Raw genomic sequence first — 23,026 nt, forward strand, 5'->3', positions numbered from 1 at the left:
GGCAGGACGCTGGGCACCGCTGTTCTTTCCTCACTTCTGGAGCATCCTTCGATGAATATTATCGCGCATCATCAAACTGTTTCCACCTCTCCACGTCCTGATATCAAAGCCGGCGCTGAAGCACTCATAGTTGCTGCCGGTCGAATCACGTCACTGCTGGAGCGAGGTAAAGTCCTCGCTACAGGTAACCTGCGGCAGATCATGACCGAAGTCTACGGCGGCAGCGACGCTGAGGGCCTCTGGCTCTGGAAGCAGGCCTATGAGGCGACCGAGATCGCCCAGGTTCTCTTCCTGCGCAAATTCCACGCAATCGTGTCCGGCCACCATTCGCCCCAATCGACGCTCGCGATGCTGACGAAAGCGGTCCGTCTTTTACCGACCCACAGCCGTCGATCCGAAGAGAGCCAGGCCCTGCAGCAGTTCTCGACTCCGATCCCGCTTGCCTTCGTCGCATCTCGTGCTGCCGGCATCACGTCCGCTGACGTGGTGCTCGAACCGTCGGCTGGAACCGGCCTGCTGGCGATCTTTGCAAAACTCGCACATGCTCGTCTGGCGCTCAACGAATATGCGGCTGTCCGGTGCTCGCTGCTGGCGCAGCTTTTCCCCCGCGTTCCGGTTTCGCAATACGACGGCGCGCATATCGACGATTACCTCGACCGTCGCATTCAGCCGACCGTGGTGCTGATGAACCCGCCATTTTCCGCCGGTGTTCATGTCGAAGGTCGCGTCACCGACGCTGCCTGGCGGCATCTCGCATCCGCATTCGCTCGCCTTGCCCCCGGCGGGCGGTTGGTTGCGATCACTGGGGCCAGCCTTTCTCCGGAGAGTTCGGCATGGCGCGACGCTTTCGTTCGCCTTCAGGGGCAGGGCTCGGTGCTGTTCACCGCGGCGATCGGCGGAAGCATCTACGCCCGCCATGGCACGACGACGGAAACGCGCCTGATCGTCATCGACAAGATCCCGGCGCGCGATCCTTCGAAGCTGATGACGTCGCGCGGCACTGCGCACGATCTGGAAACACTGCTGACCTGGATCGGCGGCCTTCCAACGCGCCCGTCAGTGACGACGCCGAACTCTAGTGGTGCACTCCGCAGCGGTATCCTGGGCGCGGACACAATGCGTCCAGCAGCAAGCGCCACGTCGCATCGCCCCGCGGTCGGCGGACAGGCGGGGCCTGCAGCAACGGTCCGTCCGATACCTGTCGATGGCGGAATCGAACTTTCCTATGAGCTGCGAGACGCTCAGCCCAAAGATGAGACCAATGCCGCTGATGGCATCTACGAGGCCTACCGGCTGCAATCGATCCACATCCCCAATGCAAAACCGCATCCCGATAGGTTGGTCGAATCCGTGGCGATGGCATCCGTCGCGCCGCCAAAGCCGAGTTATCGTCCACACCTGCCGGAGCGCGTCGTCACCGGCGGCGACCTCTCCAATGCCCAGCTCGAGAGCGTCATCTATGCTGGCGAAGCCCATTCCGGCTATCTGGCCGGCCATTGGAGCCTCGATGCCTCCTTCGACAATCTCAAGGCCGTCGCATCGGATGCAGAACATGCTGTCCGCTTCCGTCGCGGCTGGTTTCTCGGCGACGGAACAGGCGCCGGCAAGGGTCGCCAGGCCGCCGGCATCATTTTGGACAACTGGCTAAAAGGCCGCAGACGCCATGTCTGGATTTCAAAATCGGATAAGCTGATCGAGGATGCCCAGCGCGACTGGAGCGCGCTGGGCCAAGAAAAGCTGCTTGTGACACCCCTGTCGCGTTTCCGGCAGGGCAAGCCGGTCAAGCTGGACGAAGGCATCCTCTTCACCACCTTTGCCACGCTGCGTACTGACGAGCGTGAGGGCAAGCGCTCGCGCGTGCAACAAATCGTCCAGTGGCTCGGCGCCGACTTCGATGGTGTCATCGTCTTCGATGAAGGCCATGCCATGGCGAATGCGGCCGGTGGCAAGACGGAGCGCGGTGATAAAGCGGCGTCACAACAGGGCAGGGCGGGACTTCGCCTGCAACGCGCGCTTCCGGACGCCCGCGTCGTCTACGTCTCTGCGACTGGCGCAACAGACGTCGAATCCCTTGGCTATGCCGAACGGCTCGGTCTTTGGGGCAGCAGCGACTTTCCCTTCCCGACCCGTTCCGAGTTCATCGCCGCGATCGAGGATGGCGGTGTCGCGGCGATGGAAGTGCTGGCCCGCGACCTCAAGGCAATGGGGCTTTATGCCTCGCGTTCGCTCTCCTTCGAAGGCGTGGAATACGAAATCCTCGAACACGAGCTCACCGAGGAACAGGTCCGCATCTACGACGCGTATGCCGAAGCCTTCCAGGTCATCCACAACCATCTCGACGCTGCCATGGAGGCGTCCGGAATAACCGGCAAAACTGGGACGTTGAACAAAAACGCCAAGGCAGCCGCGCGCTCGGCCTTTGAAAGCTCGAAGCAGCGTTTCTTCAACCATCTTCTGACGTCGATGAAGACGCCGGCCCTCCTCAAAGCGACCGCGGCAGATTTGGACGATGGTCATGCTGCCATCGTCCAGCTCGTCTCGACGGGAGCGGCTCTGACCGAGCGCCGGTTGGCGCAGATCCCGACCGAGGAATGGAGCGATCTGCAGGTCGACGTCACGCCGCGGGAATATGTCATCGACTACCTGATGCATTCCTTCCCGGTGCAGCTCTTCGAGGAATTTTCCGATGCTGATGGAAATCTGAGTTCCCGGCCGGTTCATGACGTGGACGGCAACCCTGTCATTTGCCGGGAGGCCGAACGGCGTCGCGACGAACTGATCGAAACCTTGGGCAGCCTGCCGGCGATCCCGACCGCCCTTGACCAGATCGTCCAGCATTTCGGCATCAGCAAGGTCGCCGAGATCACCGGCCGCTCCCGCCGCATCATTCGCCGGGAGGACAGCAGCTCCATTGCGCGCTATGCCGTGCAAAACCGGCCGGGCAGCGCCAATCTCGATGAGGCCCGCGCCTTCATGGATGACGAAAGGGGCATTCTTGTCTTCAGCGACGCCGGCGGAACCGGCAGATCCTACCACGCGGATCTTGCCGCCAAAAATCAGCGCCTGCGTCTTCACAACCTTCTGGAAGCGGGCTGGCGCGCCGATGTGGCGATCCAGGGGCTTGGGCGCAGTCATCGCACCAACCAGAAACAGCCACCGCGGTTTCGGATGATCGCTACCAACGTCAAGGCGGAGCGGCGCTTCCTCTCGACGATTGCCCGGCGTCTCGACACGCTAGGCGCCATCACCCGCGGTCAGCGCCAGACCGGCGGGCAGGGCATGTTCCGGTCCGAGGATAATCTCGAATCGCAATATGCTCGCGACGCGCTGCGGCAATTCTACGGACTGCTGCACGCCGGCAGGATCGAAGGCTGCTCGCTCGACAAGTTCGAAAGCATCACCGGCCTGTCGCTGACATCGGAGGAAGGCGGATTGAAGGATCAGCTGCCGCCGATTCAGACCTTCCTCAACCGCATGCTGGCACTGACGATCGTCATGCAGAACGTGTTGTTCGAGGCCTTCGAGCAGCTGCTGGCCGCTCGTATCGAAGGGGCGATTGCAGCCGGCATTTATGACAAGGGGCTTGAGACGATCACCGCCGACAGCATGACGCTCACCGAGCGCCGGCTGATCTATACGCATCCGGTCACCGGCGCGCAGTCGCACCTGCTCACGATCGAACGGCGGGATCGCAATACGCCACTGCAGCTCCATGATATTCGGAGTCTTGTGCAGCAGGATCCGCGCGCGAAGCTGATGATCAACGGCAAGTCGGCCCGGCCGGCCGTGATGATCCCGACCCGCTCGATCATGCTGGACGACGGCTCCGTTCAGCCGCGCGTGTCGCTGATCCGGCCGATGGACGAGCTACGCTTCGAAGTCCGTCAGCTCGAAGAGACGAGTTGGGAAGAAGTCGGTGAAAAGGTCTTCGTAGATGCCTGGGAGGCCGAAGTCGCGGCAGTGCCGGAATTTTCGACGTCGACAATGCATATCGTCGTGCGGGTTGTTGCTGCCCATCTGGAAATTGCTGCCGCAGGATTTCTGCCGGGTGCGGCGTCTGCAGACGGATGACGGCGAACGGATCGTCGGCCGTGTCATCGCTCCGGATCAGCTCGCCGGGCTTTGCCGCAACTTCGGGATCGACCAGGCCACACTGATCGCGCCGGACCAGGCCTGGGCATCGCTGGTCGACGGATCCTCGATCATCGGGCTCGCCGGCGACATGACGCTGCGGCGGGCGCGTGTCATGAACGACTACCGCGTCGAACTGACTGGCTTTACCGACGGCATGCGCGACTGGCTGCGGTCGATCGGCCTGTTCTCCGAGATGATCAACTGGAAGCTGCGCATCTTCGTGCCTGTCACAGACCAAGGGCCGGAGATCCTGTCGAGGCTGATGCAGCGTCATCGCCTCGTCGACATTGTGCGCCGGTCGTGATGGAGGTCTGTCATGCTGTCCGCCGCCGATCTGGCGGGCCGTCTCGCGGAAAACGCGGAGGGGGTCTGCCGCCACTATCTCTCCGCCGGTCGCCGGGCCGGCAACTACTGGCTTGTCGGCGATGTCGGCAACAACAAGGGCCAGTCGCTCTACGTGCATCTGGTCGGTCCACGGGCCGGCAGGTGGACCGATGCGGCGACCGGGCAGTTCGGTGATCTGCTCGATCTTGTCCGTGAGACCTGTGGCCTCGTCGATTTTCGCGACGTCGCGGAGGAGGCCCGGCATTTCCTGAGCCTGCCGCAACCCGAGCCTGTGTCGTCTAGTAGAGCTTACAGCGTTGACAATCGGCCTCTCGATAGGCCAGCCGCGGAACGGGCGCGCCGCCTGTTTCGGATGACCGTACCGCTGGCCCTCACTTTAGCAGACGCATACTTGCGCGAGCGCGGCATCCTGCGGGCATCCGCGCATACAGCGCTCCGCTTCCATCCGTCCTGCTACTACCGTGATCTCGTCATCGGCCGGACGACAAGCTTTCCGGCACTGATCGCAGCCGTCACCGATGCGGCCGGAGCGATTACCGGCGTCCACCGCACCTGGCTCGATGCGGATGGCGACGGCAAGGCCAGGGTAGACGATCCCCGCCGTGCGCTCGGCGGCCTGCTCGGCAATGCGGTCCGCTTCGGCTTTCCGATCAACGATCCTGTGCCGGTCCTGGCGGCGGGCGAGGGGCTCGAAACCATGCTGTCGCTCTCGCATGTGATGCCCGCCATGCCGATGGTCGCCGCCCTGACGGCCAATCACCTCGCGGCCTTCAACTTCCCTCCCGGATGCCGCCGCATCTATATCGCCGCCGACGCGGATGCGGCCGGCCGCCACGGGATCGAGGGACTGAGCCGCAGGGCACAGGGATGCGGGATCCTGCCGCTGGTGCTGTCGCCGCAACTCGGTGACTTTAACGAGGATCTGCGCTGGCTGGGTCCCGACCGGCTGACCGCAAGCCTCAGGGCTCAACTCACTCCGGAAGATGCGACGGTCTTCCTGCCCTGATGAGGCTGTCGGAAGGGGCAGGCGGGATTGCTGCGGCGTGGGCGATGGACGGTCCACGGAGCCTGGCTCCCGTGTGGGCGCCCGCCCGCGGGCCTGCCGAGAGGCGACCCTTACCACGCGGGCCTCCGGGCCTTCAGCGGCTCAGTCGGGTTTTTTCCCCTGCCGGGCCATTTTATGCATCGGCTCTTCCGAAAACCGGTTCCCGCTTTTCGCCGATGCGATGGCCCGCCATTCCTCGCGGACCAAGAAACCCTTCTTCCGCCGCCCGGCGCTTCGCTGGGCCGCTTCGCTCCGCTTGCGGTTCCGGCCTCGGCCCGCGTGACCGGGTTCACCGTCAGGCCGCGAGAGGCGCGGCCCATGAACGGAGACCACCATGGACCTGATCCTTCACCCCGACGACGGCATCGAGCGCCACCGTGCATCCTCCCCGACCGATCGCTTCATCTACGAGATGCAGATCTTCGGCTATCGTCCCTTCCAGGACGAGCCCGATCCGCGGCCATTGCCGGAAGAGCCACAGGTCCAGTCATCGATCACCGCGATCTTCGGTGCCTTCGCCGAGATGCTCGGTGACACCCGCCTGGAGCCCGACCTCGAAGACTTGTTCTGGTCGATCCCCAATCTCTTCCATCGCGCCGGCGAGCGCATCCAGCGCGAGCTCGCCCGCAACGAAGAAGCGCAGCGCACCGGTCAGGGTGAGCAGGACGGCTCGGAGGTGAAGAGTGTTGAACTCGAACGCCTCATCGCCGAAGGCATCACACTCCTGGAGCGCCGCAACGCCTTCGAGTTCATGCGCGACTACGCGGCCGACCTGTTCGAGGCGCAGACCGGTTCGTCCTGGCGGCCACGCACCGGCTCGAAGGTTAACCACGCCAATATGACGGCGGCGATGATCGACTCCAGAGATTTCCTCTCCGCTCGGCGCCGCGCCGAGACCGAGGTGCTGATCCCGGCTGGCACCAAGATCGCGTTCTCCGGCGGCATGGACTATAACGATCACGAGCGGATCTGGGCCAGGCTCGATCAGGTGCGTGCCAAGCACCCGGACATGGTGCTGCTGCACGGCGGCTCGCCGAAAGGCGCCGAACGTATCGCCGCCTGCTGGGCTGAAGCCCGCAAGGTGACGCAGATCACCTTCAAGCCAAACTGGACCAGGCACGCCAAGGCCGCACCGTTCCGGCGCAATGACGAGATGCTCTCTGTCATGCCCGCGGGGCTAATGGTCTTTCCCGGAAACGGCATCACGGACAATCTCGTCGACAAGGCACGTCGCCTAGGCATCGCGGTTTGGCAGGCTTCAGGAGAGGGCGCATGAGCGCCGTTTTCCTGAAAACATGGAAATGATGGAAAACATGGAAAAATGTATTATATGGAGACCGTACCGGAGACTGTATCCATGAAGCAGTTCACGACAGGCGGAGCCGCGAGCCGGTGATGCTCACCCGGCACAAGAAGCCGGGTTTCGTGCTGATGAGCTACGAGCACTATGAGCGCATGCGCACGGGCGGCGACCCCCGCCGTGCCTATCATATTTCGGAGATGCCCGACGAGCATGCAGCACTGTTCGACGAGGCGATCGATCGGCTGGCGCGCGGCGAAGGGACGGCAATACCCATCTGGCGCTTCTCGCTATCACCACCCAACCGCCGCAGGCTGACCGGATCGGTCTGGAGATCCCCGAAATCGAGCGCAAGCGTGCGGGCTTAAGTGATCTGAAGCAGTGCTGGATTATGGCCGACGAGTACAATTACGATATCGTCGAACGCGCCTGGTACATCGAGCCCGATCAGGACATCCTCGGCCGCTTCAGCAAATCCTTCATGGTGAAGATCGCCAGACTGTTTGCCGACGCACGCGGACGAACCGGTCGGGTCAACCGGCTCGATTGAGACTTGCCGCGGCTTCAGGCCGCTTCTTCCCTCTTGATCCCCGTCGCGTCGTCGCAGTGGCGGATCCCCGGCGCTATCGAATCGATGCAGCCACGATTGCGTAGTCGGCCGGCCGTCGCGGGCTCTTCTCGATCGATCTTGATGCCGAGCCACCGCTGCACACCAGGACGACAATCCCTCAAATCACGTCTGTCACGCGTTTCCCCTCCGCAGAACTGCAGTTGCGTCGGGAGAGGCCGACAATTCGAGTGTCAGGCCCTGAAGCCACGTCGTTGATGATGAGGCTGGGATCAGAACGGTGCTGATCTATCGCGTCGCGAGTGGTTGACGGCCACCGTCCGTTGACCCCGAACTCCAGCGACGCATGTCACGAGCGCGGCTCTTGAATGGTCCGCAAAGGGCAGCCACGGCGAGGTCTCCTGCCGACGTCGCAATCAAGGACCATTCCCGTTCTTCATGTCGCCTTTCTAAGGGACCGGCCGCCATCAGCGTCAACCCGCAAGGGGTTTCCCTTCGCTCCGCTGCGGTGACGCCTGCGGCGCGGTCCCTTCTTCGGGCGCCATCGGGAATGGTCCCGATGCAACGAAGGAGACAGTCCCATGGCTACCACGATCGCAACCCTCACCGAAAAGACCGACGGCACGCTCGAAGGCGTCTTCGCCACCATCCGGGTCAACGCCCCGATCGCCCTCGTCCCGAACGCCAGCAAGGCGAGCGAAGAGGCGCCGGACTATCGCATCATCCACCGCAAGACCGGCTTTGAGATCGGCGCAGGCTGGAACCGCATCTCTCGCCAGACCGGCGAAGAGTACATCTCCACGAAAATCGAAGCACCAGAGATCGGCGTGATCTTCGGCAACGTCGCCCCGGCCCCCGGTGGCGAGCCCGGCAAGAAGGTCATCCTCTGGAACAGCCCGGCCTGAACCGCATCGCCGGCCCCGCAGACGGGGCCGGCGTCCCCCTTTCAACGGAGGCCGCCATGAGCCGCTACACAATAACCGTCACCAGGACCGCATCCCGCGACTACGATCCGGATGCCATTATCGGCTACGACCGCCCGCTTCAGACGTTCTTCCTCCAGGCTTTTCCGGACGCCGGTGGCGACGATCTTGAACTCTGGCTGGGTACGGATTTCCGGGCGTTCGAAACACTGTCGCAACTGCGTGCCGCAGCAATCGCGCTCGGTTTCGACTTCATACCCTTGGCATCCGGCATTCTTCACAAGCTGCTGGACGACCATGCTCGCGAAGCCCATCAGGCGTTCAGCGACTCGATCATCCAGGATGTTCTCAACGGGACAGCCGCCCGCTGACGCAAACCCAAAACGAAAATAGCCCGGCACGGCGCCGGGCTATTTTTTTATTGCTGGCAAGATTACTTGTTCAGCGCATCCTTCAGCGCCTTGGCTGGCGTAAAAGCTAGCTTCTTGGCGGCGGCAACCTTAATGGTCGCACCGGTCGCAGGGTTGCGTGCCTCACGCTCCGGTGTCGCCTTCACCTTGAACTTGCCGAAGCCAGGCAGCGACGTCTCGTTGCCGGCAACCGCAGCCTCGGTAATGGAGGCGATCACCGCCTCGACGATGGCTTTGCCCTGCACTTTGGTCAGGCCGTGCTCGCCTGCAATCTTGTCGGCAATTTCGTTGGTCGTGGTCATTTTCGTCTCCGCATCGTTTCAGATGCAGAATCCCTGCCATTACCGACCCGAGCTGTCATCGACACGCTGCGGCAAATGCGCGGAAAGCCCCGGATCTCCACAGTTATTCACTGATCACCTGTTAGTAACCCGAAGACGGGCATCGAGCCCGTCCTCGCGTTCGGGTGCGATACGGAGAGGAGAATGTCTGCTCAGTCCGTCCGAAGATGCCATGGCGCCATGCCGGCCTCAAGGACGAGCGGTACCCCCAATTTTGCCTCCGCTCCGGTTCCCTGCGCTCCGACAAAATCGGCACCCCCACTCGCCGCCGCTGGCGGTCGCGTTCCGCGATCCCTGACCCCGCCACGCCCCCATGACCGCGCGCGTCGTCTTTCACAAACGTCAAGGAGACGACGACGATGCTTCTGGAACAACACATCGAAGAGCTTTGCCTCGAACTGCGCGAAGCAATCGGCCCGGTAGAGCGCCGCGAGATCGAAATCGAACTGGAGCTGACTCGCGCCGAGCTGGCCGTGATCACCGCGGAGCAGGAGGGCGCACTCGACGCCGAGCCACCCTTCTGAGGGTGGCTTTTGCCATGTCGCCTGGCCTGTCGCGCCGGATCGACCGGCGCTTCAGGCCCGAAACTTCGCCTCGCCATCGGGACCTGTCAGAACCTGCGGTGGTTTCTACGTGGGTCGGAAGCGCTCAGACACTCCGCCTCTGTTTCGATCCCATGCTATCGACATGAGGATGGCATCCGCCTCTACGGCGCGCTCCTTCGCTATCGATTACCCGCTGTATCTTGCCGGATATGCGGTTTCGGCCTGTATCCGCGCGACCGTCTCCTTCGCAGAAGCTGAAGGAACAGCCTGACCGCCTCTTCCTCCCGCGCGAAATGATGCTCTCGCCTTTGGCCGGTGGCGCCGATGCGACCCCATCGGCGGATGAGACAGGCCTCGCCGAACAAGTTGGGCTCGATTGACATGGCATAGTAGCGGGCCATGTTTTTTTCGGCGTCGATGCGTTCGACATATAGCTGGTAGCGTTGCGCAATCATGACACGGAGAATCGGGCAAGGCGGACTCGGCGTCCAATGACATATTTGAATCGGTCGGCTCGACTGATTCATGCTGGTGATGGGTTATCCCCGGATGATCCGGGCGAGCCGCCTGTGGCGGACGGTGCTATTCGCCGTCGCTCACGGAGCCCGCAAGCGGTCTCCGCCCGTTCGGGTTACGCCCCTCTCGCGGCTTCCGCATCGGCGACAACGGCCGAGGATAGCGTGCATAGCCGGCTGAACGCCGGATACGGACACGGCGCCTGGGGCGCCGTGGTCTATCTCTCTCTGACGTCCCATTGTGCACCCGCCACTCCGGCGTCAAGGACTGCGCGGCCCCTCCAATTTTCAGCCGTCGGCTGTCGGCCGGCGTCAGAAAATCGGTTCCTCCGCTTACCGCCGCTGGCGGTCGCGTTCCGCGATCCCTGACCCCTCGCGGCTACGGTGCGGCCTCCTTTCGTCAGAGACAGAAAGGAGACAATACGATGTCCGATGACTGGTACTACACCCATCAACTCGCGGCGCTTTCAGGTTTCAAGCTCGTGGTCCTTGCGAACCGGATCGGCTGCGCCGAGGAATTCTCGCGGATGCTGCACGACAGCTTGGCAGACGGCCTTGAACACGCAATTCGACAGATACGATCCATCCTGGCGCTGGAGCGCGAGCTCGTATGGAAACCGGATCCCGAAGGCCTCGCCGCGTTCCTACTTCAAGGGGAACAAGAGTGCCTCGACAGATTCCGGATCATACTTCTCGACGAACTTGAAATTGACTACTTCACCTATGAGTACCGTATCGACAACGGCGATTGGCATTCGGCGCTGTCGGCGGACTGCGACGGCATCCAGATCTGCTATCCCTGCACCATCGACATGACCGACGCAGAGCTGGGCGGGCTCGGTCCAATCATCCGCGATATCTCCCGCGAGACTGGCATCGGCATCAGCGCCGCCCGTGTCGTCTACGATTGATGCTCGGCGAGAGACGGCTTGGCCGTCTCTCGCGATTTTCCGTTCTCTTGACCGCTTGCCGGTATCGAGCCTGCGCGCGATCTTGAGGGGAGAGACTTGCCGCCTCTCCCCTCAAACACCCCTCTCCAAGCGGTGCGGGTCGAGACCCGCCCGGCCTTTCGGGCCGGTAGACGGACGCTGCCGCGACTTCCTCAAACAAGACGGAGGAGAGGATCACCGTGAGCTTCGCCCTCATGCTTCGGGCATCCGCTCCCGGTGATCCTCTCCTCCTGCGGTGCGCTCGCCGTCTCATCGTTCGCATGCCATCGATGCCCGCTCCCTTCGGTCACGGACATCCCGGCAGCTCACGACGACGGCTCGCTTCAGCATCTCTCACCAAATCGGCCCGGCCACCGCGCTGTTCCTCCGGCGCGGATCACAGGCGTGCGCCTGTGATCGCTGTTGCTTTGTCTGACGACTCGCAACAGCATGGCGCCTCGGGCACGGCGTCCAGGCCGATTTGGTGAGAGATGGCAGGATAGGCTATTGGTATACCAATAGCCGTTTCGCCCGAGGGGCGATTGTCGCCAGGGCGAGCCGGCGACGGAGGCGTCGCCCGTTTCCCGTCGATCCAGAGACGAACAGCACAGCGAAGAGGCGCCGGGCCCACGGGGGAAGGTTGGGGGCAGGCGACCACTGGGTGTTGACCGCCGGATGCGATCGGGAACAACAGATTTTCGGCGAATAGGTGAATGCGCGAGTGAGCGAATAGGCGAAATGCCGATCCGCCGAACGAGCAATTGGCTGGTTGGGTAGATCGGCAGTGACAGGGGTCTGGAGCGCATCGGTCTTTGAGAGAATAAGCCAAGCGGTCAATCAGCGCATGCGTGAATCAGCGAATAGGTGTTTGCGCAAATTGGCGCATAGGTGCCACGCCGATCCGCCGAATGACCAATTAGGTGATTGGGTACATCGGGGTATGAGCGAACGGGCGTTTAAGCGTATCGGCTAATGAGTGAATGCGCGGTTCGGCGACTGAGTGCGACCGAGATTCAGCGAGTAGGTGATTGTGCGCGAATGAGCGAATGGGGAATCGCCGATCTGCCGGATGGTTTTTTAGGCAATTGGCATCGGGCGATGAAATGTACCCAGGTCCCGCCAGCGAACGCACCTTTCACGAGTTCTGAGGGCGGATTTACTGCACGGCGCATTTCAGCAACGCGTCGGGGTTCAGACTTATGAAACCTCTACCGGTTGCAAATAATTACACTGAAGTATAAGTTCTCGCGACGCTAGTTTTCGCCCTCTGCCCGGCCGTTCCAGCTGCCATTCCCCGTTTGATGAACGCACGTTTTCGATGACGCAAAGCCGATCTCTTCTGACCAAGGAATGGTACAAGGTCCCGCTTTGCGTCGACTGCCCGAGCTGCGGCGCGCAAACGCGATCTGCTGGCATCGTCGTGGGGCCGTCGAGCTTGATCGGAGATCCCGCCGACTCCGCCGAAAACGATATCCTGACGAGGCCCCCGGCTTCACTGGACGGGTTTGCATTTGTCGAAACGCTGAGCGGTCGAACTCAAAATATCGAGCAGTACGTCGTCAACCGCTTCCATAGCATGTTCGCTTTCAGAAACGATTGCTTGGTGCCGATTTGTGAGCATTGCACCGAGGCTCTCCCACCGCCCACGATCCGGTCTTCAGTGATGAATGGTTTCGTTCGTTTGGGGCAGAGGCGGCTGGTAGTGAATGAACGGCTGCTGATCTACTCCTCGAACGCGGTCCTGACAGAGTTTCACGGCGACACATCGATCGAGGAAACCGACTTCCCGTATCCAGACTACGCGGTTGTGCTCGTCTGCGACACGGAGAGCCCAGGTGGCCATACTGGTACACTCGAATTGTGGCATAGCATCGCGCGCAACGACTACGCCGTTCTTGTCAGGGGGCATGACGGTCGCGAGGTGCTTCGCGACGCCGTCAACGACGATTTGGCCAGTGTGGTGGCAACCGTTTCCTATCTTGGATTGGTGCTGACACAGCTTCATCTCGCGCAGGCGTCGTCGCCATATTGCGCGCTTGCCCGCGATCTCTTTCTCAAAGCGCTCGGCCACGCCGGGTATCAGCAGGAACATCAGGAGGCGGATCATGCAGATCTCTAGAGCACTATCGCGACTTCTAGCCATTCCGCTCGTTCTTTCGGGATGCGGGCAATTACCGCCACCAGCGCGGCCGTCGCCAGCACCACCATTTGCATATCTGAGCCTCACAGCCTGCCGAGACTATCGAAGCAATATTGTCGAGTGCCAGCTGGAATATGGCACGAAGTTCGGGCGGCATCGCCTTGGCCCGGTACAAGAGGTCACGCTAGCCCTGGCGACCGATCGTGACTACGTTCGGTATCAGGTATCGTCGTGCTGGCCCGCTCCGAGAGTCCAGCGGGAGTTGCCAAATTTCGTGTGCCGAATCTATGGGGCTCAATCAGGAGCTGATGCCGGCTCCGTGTTGATCAAGGGCGGCACGGCGGTTCGCCTAGCGCGAATTCTCGGCGATCGGGAGCAATTTAAATACCGGTGGACGCCTGACCCGTGGTCGCGTCTAAGGGATTGAAGTTTCTTATAAATTTTTTGGCGCAGAGCGTGAATCTCTCCAAGAATTATACTCAAGTGCAATTTTGTGGTTGATTTCCAGGGCGGGATACAGTTCAAGGTATTATACCGCAGTATAATTCATGAACTGGTTTGGCCATGTTTCTCACCCCGCTTTCTCCCCTCCAGAGACCGCAAACGGAATGGTCGCGACACGTTTTTTGGCCTGCACTTACATCTGTTCTTCTCCTGACCTCTTTCACCGCCAGTACCGGGAAAGGCGGTCAGTTTATCGTAGCCGCGCAACCGCCTCAGCGGGGCGATCGGCTGCGTTCTGTTGACGACTTTAGATCAGGCTTCGCGGCAACCCAGCCGAGTTTGGCTGCCGTGGCCGCGACGACCACGGAGAGCGCAGCCTCGTCGCCGGCAATCAATTGGACCAATTTCTCACAGCGGATCGGTGTACCCGACACTGCCGATAAGATGACGGCCAGCCTGTCTCCACTGGGGACAAATGTGGTCGAAACGATGGAAAGCAGCCTTGACGCGCGAGGCACGGCCCCGAGGGGAGGTGCCGGAGCCAAACCAGGCGTATATTCGTTGATCAGCGTTTTTTCCGCTGATGATCAGCCGGTGATCGCGGCCGTCAACCAGGCAGGTGAGCCTCGCAAGAGCAGCGCGACGGCCGGAGCGCGAGCAGACCTCATCTCCCAAATGCCCCAGGAGTATACCGCGCTTGCCATAAAGATCGCCGTCGAAGAGGGCGTCGATCCGAACTGGGTGCTGTCGATCATGCGAGCCGAGAATGGCGATTTCGATCCCGAACTGGTCAGTGCCGCTGGCGCCATCGGCCTGATGCAGGTCATGCCGAAGATTGGGAAGGCTTTCGGCGCTGCCGACCTTACGGATCCCGAGCAGAATATCCGTGCCGGTACCCGCTTCCTGCGCCTCCTCATCGATAAATATCGCAATCCGGTTCTCGTCGCCTCCGCCTATAATGCCGGCGAACCCCGCGTCGACGCGCGTCATTCCTTGCCTCTGATTCAGGAGACTGCCGACTATGTGACGCGGGTCGTTGGCTACTACACGGGTGCATCGTCACCTTCATCAGCTTCAAGCACTGCCAACGCAACTCCGTCCGCCCCGGCCCCTGGTCGTCCTATAGGTCGCGCTGATCGGGCTAGATCCCCAATGCTTGTCTTTTCCATTTCAGGCACGCCCGTAGCGGCAAGCCGGAGCCAAGAGGAGGCCGCTGAAATCCCACTCGGCGGCCCGGTAAAAATCGTCAAGGAAGAGGTGCACCCATGAATCGTTCCGAATTTGCAATCCAGGTCCTCGTCGTCTACGGGCGCGCGGTCTGGTACTCGCTGATGAGACAGAAATGGATCGGCAATGCCGCAATCATCGTCACCGCCAGCCTGATCATTCTCATCAGTCAGTTTGAGCCAGCCGCAGCGCAAAATCTCGACGCATTGCAGAACGCCGCCGATCGGCTGGTACAGTTTTTCACTGGACCCTTCGGTCGCTCGGTCGGCGCGATCGCCTTCATCGGAATGTTTCTGGCGGCGGCCTTCGGATACTGGTCCTGGGGAGCGCTGCTCCGCGTCGGAGGAAGCCTTGCCGGCATGTTTGCCGCCGCCGAACTCGTTGATTTCCTGGCTGGCGGCGGATCCTGATCATGGCCGGGCCTACAAGCACTGCCGACGGTGGCGACGATTATATCGAGTGCTATCCCGTCATTCTCGCGCTCACGCGGCCGCCGACCGTGATGGGCATACCATACACCTATTTTCTAGCGGAATGCTTTGTCTCGCTGATGGTGTTCATGATCTTGGGCTCGATCCTCTGGTTCCCGGTCTCCTTCGTCGTTCTGCACACCGTCCTCTATGTGCTCACAGTCAAGCTCGACCTCTGGTTCTTCGACATCGTCGGGAGGCTCAGCCTGTGCGGCATCAACCCGCTCGGCCGTCGGCTCGGCGGCGGCATCCGAACCTACGGAGCTTGACCCATGAGCACGATGGCAAGATCGCTGAAAGGAACCTTGTCGAAGGGATGGGAGATATTTGCCGACCGCAGTATATCGACCCATGTGCCGTTCTACGTGCCGATTGAAAATGGTATCATTCGACTGAAGAACGATTGCCTGGTCTCGACCATAAAGCTGACCGGCTTCTCATTTGAGACAGCTGATATCGAGACGATCAACATGCTGCAGCGCCAGCGCAATTCGGCCTTTCGAGCGATTTCGTCCATCGGCAATTTCGCGCTCTATACCCACGTCATCAGGCGCAAGGTTGCGCCATCGCTTCCCTCCGGTTTCTCCGACCCCTTCATGCGGCGTCTCGACGACGTCTATCAATCGAGCATCTCCAAGAACGAAATGTTCGTCAACGACACCTACGTGTCGCTGGTCGTCCGGCCATTGTTCAAGAAGGGATCGGCGCTGTCCCGGATCATGGGCGTCGGCGGCAATGTCGTGCGCAGGGAGCAGTTTCGCGCGATGCGCGATAAATTGGTCGAGGCGACGCGCGCACTTGAGAAGTCCCTTGCTGTCTATGGTCCCAAGGTTCTGCGCGATATGCAACGCGTCGAAGCCGATCTAGGGAACGGAAGGAAGATCCATCGCGACATCTCCGAAGACATGGTGGTCGAGGAGGGCATGCGGAAGATCTGGTTCTCGGAACAGTGTGAATTCTTCTACACGCTCCTGAACGGTGGGCGCGTCCGACCGATCCGGCTTGGCAATATCCCGATCGACCAAATGCTTCCCGCACGTCGAACGTCGATCGGCAACCGGGTCATCCATTTGCAGGGCGATACGCAGGACGATGATCGATATGCCGCGATTGTATCGCTGAAGGAGTACCCGCCTGAGACCGGGGCCGGCATGCTCGACTATGTTCTCAAGCTGCCATTCGAGATCGTGCTAACCCAGTCGATGTCATTCATCGACGACATGGCGGCGCGCAGCCGGATCGAGAGGCTCGACCGGCAGATGTCGAAAGCCGACGAGGGTGGTTCTAGCGTCCAGGCCAATCTCGACATTGCCCGTGACGAACTGGCTCGCAAGCGCGTCGCCTTCACCGAGCACCATCTCACCGTCATGCCCGTCGCCAAGTCGACGGCCCAGCTGGACGACGCGGTGGCCCTTATCGGCAATGAATTGGGAGCGCTCGGCGCCTCCTACGTTCGCGAAGACCTGAATGCCGAGCCGGCCTATTGGGCGCAGCTTCCCGGCAACCAGGCGTACATTGCCCGCCGAGCCTTGATCTCGACCCTTAATTGCGCGGGTTTAAGCAGCTTCCACGCCTATCCCTATGGCAAGCCGGACGGTAACCATTGGGGGCCGGCGATCACCATTTTTGAGACGACGTCTGGCACACCCTTCTTCTTCAATTTCCATCAGGGCGATGTCGGGCACACCACTGTCTTCGGCCCAACCGGATCGGGCAAGACCGTGATCATGGCTTTTCTGATCCTGCAAGCCTACAGGGTCAGCCCGCGCCTGAAGACGATCGTCTTCGACAAGGACCGCGGCCTCGACATCATGGTACGCGCTGCAGGCGGCACCTACATCGCGCTGGAGCCCGGAGAACCGTCCGGCTGGAATCCGCTCCTTCTCGATGACACCGAAGAGAACCGGGTTTTTCTATACGGCCTTCTGAGCTTTATGTTGAAGCCCTCGAAGGAAGGAGAGAACCTGACGCCGCAGGAAGAGGCGATTATTCGCAACGCCATCAAGTCGGTCCTGAAGACGAAGGACAGGTCCTATCGCCGTCTGTCGTCGCTACGTGCTCTTCTTGCCGGCAGCGAGAGAACCGAGGGGAGCCTGATCGCGAGGCTCGATAAATGGGTCGGTCATGGCCCCTATGCGTGGCTCTTCGACAACGCCGATGACAATCTCGACATTTCCAGGCCGATGATCGGCTTCGACATGACGTCGATCCTTGACGATCCCACGGTGCGCACAGCAGCGCTTCTGTACATGTTTCATCGGCTCGACGCGATCTATGACGGCAAGGCGCCGATCATCAACCTGATGGACGAAGCCTGGAAGCTGCTCGATGACGACGAGTTCAAGCGCACGATGAAAGACTATTTCAAGACCATTCGTAAACGGAACGGTCTGGTGATCTTTGGCACGCAGTCCGCCGACGACGTGGTTCAATCGAGCGTCAGCCGGACGATCATCGAGCAGACGTCGACCAACATTTTTTTCGCCAATCCGAAGGCCGACGAGAACTCCTACATGGAGCATTTCGGGCTCTCCAGGGCCGAATTTGACTGGGTCAAGAACGGCGACCCAAGTTCGCGCTTCATGCTGATCAAGCAAGCCAAGAGCAGCGTCATCGCGCGCGTCGACATGTCCCACATGCCGGAATTCATCAAGGTGCTCTCTGGGAGGGAAGAGACCGTGCGCGAAGTCGAGCTGCTGCTCGACGAATACGGCGACGATCCGAAAGGCTGGCTTTCGAAGTTCTGCAACTGGGAGGGAGGCGCGTCCGATGAAGACCGCAAGGCTTTCTGAGCTGGCGACCGTCAGCCTCCTGGTGCTCGCCGCTGTGACGACCCCGACCGCCTACGCACAGGTGCCCGTCATAGACAACGCTCGTCTGAAGATCCAGCAGGAGACGTTGAACTGGTACAAGAGCTATGAGGCGGACACTCAAGGGGTAAAGGGCGCCACGGGCGGAACGACCGACAGCGTAGCACCCGGCCAAGGCTCGGGCGCACCGGCCGATTGTTCGGCGGAAGGTATGGCAGGAAACACAGCGCCCGCCGCACCATCGAAGCGGACCCCGAGCCAACAGGAGGTCGCTCGCATGGTCGAGGACGAGGCGCTCCGCCAGGGCGTCGATCCAAACTTTGCCATGGCGATTGCCGAACAGGAATCGCGCTTCCGGCAATCCGCGCGTTCCGCCGTTGGCGCGACCGGCGTCATGCAGTTAATGCCGGGAACCGCGGCAGGTCTTGGCGTCAATCCCTATGACACGCGCGACAACATTCGCGGTGGCATCAAATACATCAAGCAACTCCAAGGGATGTTCGGCAATCGCTACGACCTGATTGCCGCCGGCTATAATGCAGGGCCGTATCGCCAGTCGCTGCAGAATGGACAGATCCCAAACATTCCCGAGACGCAGGACTACGTCAAAAAGGTTTCGGCCTATTACAGCCGCAACAAGGCGCAGAATGGCGACCGTACTCCTCCATCCGGCACTGAAGCCGAGCCGGAAACTGTCAGCGATAGCACGGGTTGCGGCGAACAGTTGAAGAAGGCCGTCGATCGCAACACAGAGGCACAGATCGAGCGCGGGAACGTGTGGAACGCGTTTGTCGAGAAGTCGACGGAAGCGAGCCAGCAATATTTGCAGCGTCTTCAGGCCGGGTTGCAATCGTCATCGGCGAACCTGCGCGGCGCTGCCGGCGGCAATGCGAAGGATCACGACGGTTCGCTTGTCATGGCGCAGATCCAATGCCCGACGACGATCGCCGATACCGGCAGCACCCGCTGCTTCGCCGTGCCGTCGACGGCGACGACCGAACAGATCCAGGGCTGGCTTGAGGACCTGCAGGAACAGGCGCGCGTCAACGGCGACGTCGCGACCTTCTCGGTTATGCAGGATCCAGCACTGGGTCTGGTGACGGTCGTCGACGCCAGACCGACAGCAAACTGAACGAGCAAGAGAGGTTAGGCACATGAAGACATTCATTATCGCGGCGGCTCTTGGCATCATCGCCGCCTCGCACGCTTACGCGCAGGTGCCGGTCAAGGATGCAGAGAACATATCTCTGAGCGAGGAGATCAAGCGGCTATCGTCGCAGATCCAGCAGGACACGTCAGTCGTCAAGGACAATACGACGAAGACGCTGCAGGCGATCACCGGCGATCGCACCCAGGATGCTAGCCAGTTTGCCAAGCTTGCGACTGGCAATGGTTTCAGCATGGGGCAGGCGCCGGATTTCAACAGCATCTTGTCCGGCAATCAAGCTGTGTTCGGCGGTATCGGCGGCCAGTTCCAGAATACGGCCGCCAAGCTGATCAATGGCTTGAATCTGGTGAAGATGATCGCCGACACGGTCAAGGGGGGCGAGCTCTCCGGTGCCAACCAGGCTTATTCGCAAGGCATAAACGCCCTGACGACCATGACGGCGCTCACCGACGCGATGAATAGCGCCACCAAGGATAGACAGAACTCCTTCATGCAGGCGACACAGCAGGTCGGCACCGCGCAGGATCTGAAGGGAGCGCTGGAGCAGAACACCCAGATGGTGCTGCAGGGCAACCAGACCGCCAACGAGGCCGTCGGCTCGCTCAACAATCAGGTCATGCTGTTGAACCAACAATACAAGGCCGCGCTCGCGACGTCGTCTCAGAACCTCAAGACGTTCGCGACGCTCCCCGACAGCGTCATGCGTGATGACGGTGCCGGTCAGCAAGGCGTCTCCGTGCGGGATCAACTGAAGGCGTTCGAGGAGCAGTCACAGTGAGGCCGATCCTCGTCCTTGTCCTCGGCTGCGTGGCGCTTTCCGGCTGCGCCGGCAAACAAGAACAACTGGCGAAGTGCTCCGCCGACGAGAACCCGATGCCAGCACTCGGCTTTGATAAGGAGCAGAAGCCTGGACCCGCTGAACAGGCATTGGCGGCAGCCGTCGTGAACGATTGCGGTCCCATGCGACCCGTCAATCAATTCTAGAAGCCACTTACAGGATGCGACATGGATCCGGTCAGCTACGCGATCAATTTCTATGGCGATGCCTTGCGTTACTTCGACAAGGTCAACGAAGCGTCGCTGGAACGAGCCTGGGGTCTGTTTGCCGAAAACGGTAATCTCGTCTCCGGGATCCTGGCGCTCTTCCTCATCCTGTATTTTCTCTGGGGCGCGCTCGGGTTTTCCAGCGTATCGTTGCAGGACATGGCCGTCACGGCGTTCAAACTGGCGTTGGCCTATGCCCTGATCATGTCCTGGGCCACATTCTACGACAATATCGGCCAGTTCGTGCTGTCGACGCCACAGGATCTCGGCTCAGCGATTTCCTCGGCAATGGGCGGGCAGTCTGCGGGCTCGGATCTCGCCAGCCAAGTCGCGTCGATGGCGCGCAAAGTCTACGACTTCGCCATGCAGCTCTTCAATTCCTACGAGTCCGGCTGGCTGCCGAACGTCACCGGCGCTGTCGTCGTCTTCATCGTGCTGGTCTTCGGCCTACTGCCTATGCTCTTGATCCTCACTGGCGTGACGCTGTTTGCCAAGATGATCACCGCGGTGATGCTGGCGATCGGGCCGATCGCCATCCTCTGCTATTTCTTCGGCATCACGCGCTTCGTCTTCGACGCCTGGGTAAGGGGCGTCGCCTACGGCATGTTCATGCTTCTGTTCACCTACATCATGGCCGGGCTGTCGTTCGGCTTTCTGATCGGCATGATGGACACCATCAACGGTGACATGGCGACCAAGGAGAATGCGCTCGCGATCGTGCTCGCCATGGTTCTGTACCTGGCACTGATCTCCTACTTCATTTTTCAGGTTCCTGATTTTGCCCGCACCTTCGCTTACGGCGCTGCCATATCCGGGGTGCCGGGCGGGGGCGGCGTCGACGCGGCATATGGATCGGCACGGAGGGGACTGTCGGCCAGCAATTCGAGAGCCGGGCAGGCCGCAGCGGTTGCTCTTGGCATGTTGGCAGGCCCCAGAGGCGCGGTAGCCGCAGCGGCGCTCGCCGGCAGCAGTAGCTTGGCAGGTGCGGGCGCACTCGGCCGCATGCTGACCAATCGGCGCCGCAACGGCGAATGACGATACGGCGACAGAGATGTTTCCACGATTTAGGCGCCCACGAATTTGAGGTTCGAAAATTGGCATTGTTCAAAAAGCAATTGAGGGCCGCCCCGGCCGATCATGTCCCCGGTCCGCAGCATATCTACGATCAGCATTTGTCTTGGGGAGAAAAGAACCGCTCGCTCAGGACCTTGATTGGTCTCATCCTGTTGGCCTTCGCCGTTGCCGGCTGGGTCGTCGCCGGCGTGCTTTCTTTTTCGGTGGCCCAGCTTTTCCCCCTTGTCCGCACCGAGGTCGTTCCTCTCATCGTCGACAAGAACACGGGATACATGGAAACCGTGACGTCGCTTGACAAAGATCGGTCGAGCGTCTCGGAAATGCAGGCCGTTCGGGCCTCCTTCGTCGGCAATTACGTCATTCGGCGGGAGACCTACGATCCGCGCTATCTGTCGGACAATTTCGACATGATCGCGCTTTGGTCGGAGCCGAACTCGGAAGCTTTTAAGGATTACGAGGAGTGGATGAACCCATCCAACCCACGAGGGCCTGTGAAAACCATGGGCGCGACCGGTGACATCCGTCCTGACATACTCTCGGTCAATCCGCTCAATGCCTCGACCATGGCCGTCCGGTTTGAGACACGGGAGCGCCAACGTGGCGGTGACGTCGTTAATCGGTGGTCTGCAACGGTACGCTTTCGCCAGATCAATCTGCCGGCCAGCAACCGGGTTCGGCTTTACAATCCGCTCGGCTTTGTCGTTACCGAATATGTGAAGGTCCCGGAGACTATGCCGTCGGGGCTCGCCCCATGAAGAGATGCGCCGCCGCATTTTCCCTCGTTCTGCTGCTGAGTCCAGCAGCCGTTCATGGCGAGCTCCTGGCACGGCCGGGCCGGCTTGACCCGCGCGTCCGGTCACTTCCGTATTCCGCCGAGCAGGTATTTCTCGTCACCGGCACCTATGGGCTGGTCACAACCATTCTCTTCGGTACTGACGAGGAAATCACACAGGTCGTCGCGGGCGACACCGTCTCCTGGCAGATCCTCACCTCGGCCGACAGGCGTTCGTTGACATTGAAGCCGATGGAGAAGGACGCGGCGACCAATCTGTCGGTTGTGACCACGAAGCGAACCTATTCTTTCGATCTGCGCGTCAACGATAGCAAGGCGATGCAGAACCAGACCTTCAAGCTGACATTCACGTATCCGGAAGATGCCGGCTTGAAAGGAACTGCCGAGCTCTGGAAGCAGGCTCAGGATGCCGAGCGCAATCCGAACATCAACAACATTCGTCGCGACAAGGTCAATTACGACTATGGCTTCAAAGGCAACGATGCCGCCAAGCCCCTGTGGGTCTTCGACGATGGGGTGAAGACCTTCATGAAGTTCACCGGCGACATCCCGGCGATCTTCATTGTCGACCCCAAGCGGAGCGAGAGCCTCGTGAACTATCGTCGGGAGGCCGATTACATCGTCATCGACAAGGTCTCGCGGCAGTGGTCCCTGCGCTTTGGGACGGAGGAGGAGACCTGCCTGTTCAATCTCCGGACTTCTCCCGCCGACACCCCGGCGCCCATCGAAGGCGCAGTCGCTCCGAAGCGGATCGGAGCCGAAGCCGCCAACCAGCAACCCCAATCACGGTAGGAGGTGCGC

The 23,026-nt window shown here is 60.9% G+C and carries 19 protein-coding genes and 3 pseudogenes; 20 read left to right on the forward strand and 2 right to left on the reverse strand.

Annotated elements, in window-relative coordinates:
* The first annotated feature begins 51 nt into the window (after positions 1-51).
* The 7 genes and pseudogenes from AF337_RS00230 (at position 52) to AF337_RS00265 (ending at position 8,686) form a co-directional block, all read left to right on the forward strand.
* Positions 52-4,438 (forward strand): annotated as a pseudogene (locus AF337_RS00230) (strawberry notch-like NTP hydrolase domain-containing protein).
* A 12-nt stretch (positions 4,439-4,450) separates the two neighbouring features.
* On the forward strand, positions 4,451-5,485 hold the full coding sequence (locus tag AF337_RS00235; protein WP_049730547.1) for a DUF7146 domain-containing protein: 1,035 nt from the start codon (positions 4,451-4,453) through the stop codon (positions 5,483-5,485).
* Positions 5,486-5,858: 373 nt separating this feature from the next.
* Positions 5,859-6,800 (forward strand): DUF2493 domain-containing protein, encoded by a 942-nt coding sequence (locus AF337_RS00245; RefSeq protein ID WP_049730549.1) that lies wholly within the window; start codon positions 5,859-5,861, stop codon positions 6,798-6,800.
* A 77-nt stretch (positions 6,801-6,877) separates the two neighbouring features.
* Positions 6,878-7,087, forward strand: a pseudogene (locus AF337_RS00250) (type II toxin-antitoxin system prevent-host-death family antitoxin); the annotation flags it as partial.
* Positions 7,087-7,374: pseudogene (locus AF337_RS00255) on the forward strand (hypothetical protein); the annotation flags it as partial. The pseudogenes AF337_RS00250 and AF337_RS00255, both read left to right, overlap by 1 nt.
* Before the next feature lie 599 nt (positions 7,375-7,973).
* The gene (locus AF337_RS00260) at positions 7,974-8,297 is read left to right on the forward strand and encodes a DUF736 domain-containing protein (RefSeq protein WP_017958522.1); all 324 of its coding nucleotides are present in this window, start codon (positions 7,974-7,976) and stop codon (positions 8,295-8,297) included.
* 56 nt (positions 8,298-8,353) lie between these two features.
* Positions 8,354-8,686, forward strand: coding sequence for a hypothetical protein (locus AF337_RS00265; protein ID WP_049730550.1), 333 nt, complete (start codon positions 8,354-8,356; stop codon positions 8,684-8,686).
* A gap of 62 nt (positions 8,687-8,748) precedes the next feature.
* Here the strand turns inward: AF337_RS00265 and AF337_RS00270 are convergent, their stop codons facing one another.
* Positions 8,749-9,027 (reverse strand): HU family DNA-binding protein, encoded by a 279-nt coding sequence (locus tag AF337_RS00270; protein WP_049730551.1) that lies wholly within the window; start codon positions 9,025-9,027, stop codon positions 8,749-8,751.
* Between the two features lie 398 nt (positions 9,028-9,425).
* Between AF337_RS00270 and AF337_RS43500 the strand changes: the two genes are divergently transcribed.
* Positions 9,426-9,590 (forward strand): hypothetical protein, encoded by a 165-nt coding sequence (locus tag AF337_RS43500; protein ID WP_167347718.1) that lies wholly within the window; start codon positions 9,426-9,428, stop codon positions 9,588-9,590.
* Positions 9,591-9,790: 200 nt separating this feature from the next.
* On the opposite strand, the gene AF337_RS00275 is transcribed toward AF337_RS43500, so the two are convergent.
* A complete protein-coding gene (locus AF337_RS00275) occupies positions 9,791-10,066 on the reverse strand; it encodes a WGR domain-containing protein (RefSeq protein ID WP_049730552.1) in 276 nt (91 codons plus the stop codon).
* Between the two features lie 485 nt (positions 10,067-10,551).
* Between AF337_RS00275 and AF337_RS00280 the strand changes: the two genes are divergently transcribed.
* The 12 genes from AF337_RS00280 to AF337_RS00335 all read left to right on the forward strand — a co-directional run bounded on the left by AF337_RS00280 (position 10,552) and on the right by AF337_RS00335 (position 23,017).
* Positions 10,552-11,037, forward strand: coding sequence for a hypothetical protein (locus AF337_RS00280; RefSeq protein WP_049730553.1), 486 nt, complete (start codon positions 10,552-10,554; stop codon positions 11,035-11,037).
* 1,336 nt (positions 11,038-12,373) lie between these two features.
* A complete protein-coding gene (locus tag AF337_RS00285) occupies positions 12,374-13,174 on the forward strand; it encodes a hypothetical protein (RefSeq protein WP_049730554.1) in 801 nt (266 codons plus the stop codon).
* 1,026 nt (positions 13,175-14,200) lie between these two features.
* Positions 14,201-14,908: a lytic transglycosylase domain-containing protein gene (locus AF337_RS44860; RefSeq protein WP_244471146.1), complete on the forward strand. Its 708-nt coding sequence runs from the start codon at positions 14,201-14,203 to the stop codon at positions 14,906-14,908.
* Complete coding sequence (locus AF337_RS00295) at positions 14,905-15,276, forward strand: TrbC/VirB2 family protein (RefSeq protein ID WP_049730556.1); 372 nt, start codon at positions 14,905-14,907, stop codon at positions 15,274-15,276. Before AF337_RS44860 ends, AF337_RS00295 begins: the two co-directional genes overlap by 4 nt.
* Before the next feature lie 2 nt (positions 15,277-15,278).
* Positions 15,279-15,605, forward strand: coding sequence for a VirB3 family type IV secretion system protein (locus AF337_RS00300; RefSeq protein ID WP_049730557.1), 327 nt, complete (start codon positions 15,279-15,281; stop codon positions 15,603-15,605).
* 3 nt (positions 15,606-15,608) lie between these two features.
* Complete coding sequence (locus AF337_RS00305; protein WP_049730558.1) at positions 15,609-18,128, forward strand: VirB4 family type IV secretion/conjugal transfer ATPase; 2,520 nt, start codon at positions 15,609-15,611, stop codon at positions 18,126-18,128.
* The gene (locus tag AF337_RS00310; RefSeq protein WP_049730559.1) at positions 18,106-19,278 is read left to right on the forward strand and encodes a lytic transglycosylase domain-containing protein; all 1,173 of its coding nucleotides are present in this window, start codon (positions 18,106-18,108) and stop codon (positions 19,276-19,278) included. Before AF337_RS00305 ends, AF337_RS00310 begins: the two co-directional genes overlap by 23 nt.
* A gap of 22 nt (positions 19,279-19,300) precedes the next feature.
* On the forward strand, positions 19,301-20,092 hold the full coding sequence (locus tag AF337_RS00315) for a hypothetical protein (RefSeq protein ID WP_049730560.1): 792 nt from the start codon (positions 19,301-19,303) through the stop codon (positions 20,090-20,092).
* Positions 20,089-20,298 carry a hypothetical protein gene (locus AF337_RS00320; protein WP_049730561.1) on the forward strand — a complete coding sequence of 70 codons (210 nt, stop codon included), beginning with the start codon at positions 20,089-20,091 and terminating at the stop codon, positions 20,296-20,298. The genes AF337_RS00315 and AF337_RS00320 overlap by 4 nt, the downstream gene beginning before the upstream one ends.
* A 21-nt stretch (positions 20,299-20,319) precedes the next feature.
* Complete coding sequence (locus tag AF337_RS00325; RefSeq protein ID WP_049730562.1) at positions 20,320-21,393, forward strand: TrbL/VirB6 family protein; 1,074 nt, start codon at positions 20,320-20,322, stop codon at positions 21,391-21,393.
* Positions 21,394-21,452: 59 nt separating this feature from the next.
* The gene (locus tag AF337_RS00330; protein WP_049730563.1) at positions 21,453-22,187 is read left to right on the forward strand and encodes a VirB8 family type IV secretion system protein; all 735 of its coding nucleotides are present in this window, start codon (positions 21,453-21,455) and stop codon (positions 22,185-22,187) included.
* Positions 22,184-23,017, forward strand: a complete 834-nt coding sequence (locus AF337_RS00335) for a TrbG/VirB9 family P-type conjugative transfer protein (protein WP_049730564.1) — start codon at positions 22,184-22,186, stop codon at positions 23,015-23,017. Before AF337_RS00330 ends, AF337_RS00335 begins: the two co-directional genes overlap by 4 nt.
* Positions 23,018-23,026 lie beyond the last annotated feature (9 nt).

Source organism: Rhizobium ecuadorense, from assembly GCF_001187535.1.
GTDB classification, from domain to species: domain Bacteria; phylum Pseudomonadota; class Alphaproteobacteria; order Rhizobiales; family Rhizobiaceae; genus Rhizobium; species Rhizobium ecuadorense.

Coding starts and splice junctions, on each gene's coding strand:
- AF337_RS00325 (WP_049730562.1), top strand. CDS start 20,320: ATGGATCCGGTCAGCTACGCGATCAATTTCTATGGCGATGCCTTGCGT.
- AF337_RS00275 (WP_049730552.1), bottom strand. CDS start 10,066: ATGATTGCGCAACGCTACCAGCTATATGTCGAACGCATCGACGCCGAA.
- AF337_RS00305 (WP_049730558.1), top strand. CDS start 15,609: ATGAGCACGATGGCAAGATCGCTGAAAGGAACCTTGTCGAAGGGATGG.
- AF337_RS00300 (WP_049730557.1), top strand. CDS start 15,279: ATGGCCGGGCCTACAAGCACTGCCGACGGTGGCGACGATTATATCGAG.
- AF337_RS00295 (WP_049730556.1), top strand. CDS start 14,905: ATGAATCGTTCCGAATTTGCAATCCAGGTCCTCGTCGTCTACGGGCGC.
- AF337_RS00270 (WP_049730551.1), bottom strand. CDS start 9,027: ATGACCACGACCAACGAAATTGCCGACAAGATTGCAGGCGAGCACGGC.
- AF337_RS00335 (WP_049730564.1), top strand. CDS start 22,184: ATGAAGAGATGCGCCGCCGCATTTTCCCTCGTTCTGCTGCTGAGTCCA.
- AF337_RS00235 (WP_049730547.1), top strand. CDS start 4,451: ATGCTGTCCGCCGCCGATCTGGCGGGCCGTCTCGCGGAAAACGCGGAG.
- AF337_RS00280 (WP_049730553.1), top strand. CDS start 10,552: ATGTCCGATGACTGGTACTACACCCATCAACTCGCGGCGCTTTCAGGT.
- AF337_RS00245 (WP_049730549.1), top strand. CDS start 5,859: ATGGACCTGATCCTTCACCCCGACGACGGCATCGAGCGCCACCGTGCA.
- AF337_RS43500 (WP_167347718.1), top strand. CDS start 9,426: ATGCTTCTGGAACAACACATCGAAGAGCTTTGCCTCGAACTGCGCGAA.
- AF337_RS00285 (WP_049730554.1), top strand. CDS start 12,374: ATGACGCAAAGCCGATCTCTTCTGACCAAGGAATGGTACAAGGTCCCG.
- AF337_RS00260 (WP_017958522.1), top strand. CDS start 7,974: ATGGCTACCACGATCGCAACCCTCACCGAAAAGACCGACGGCACGCTC.
- AF337_RS00265 (WP_049730550.1), top strand. CDS start 8,354: ATGAGCCGCTACACAATAACCGTCACCAGGACCGCATCCCGCGACTAC.
- AF337_RS00315 (WP_049730560.1), top strand. CDS start 19,301: ATGAAGACATTCATTATCGCGGCGGCTCTTGGCATCATCGCCGCCTCG.
- AF337_RS00310 (WP_049730559.1), top strand. CDS start 18,106: ATGAAGACCGCAAGGCTTTCTGAGCTGGCGACCGTCAGCCTCCTGGTG.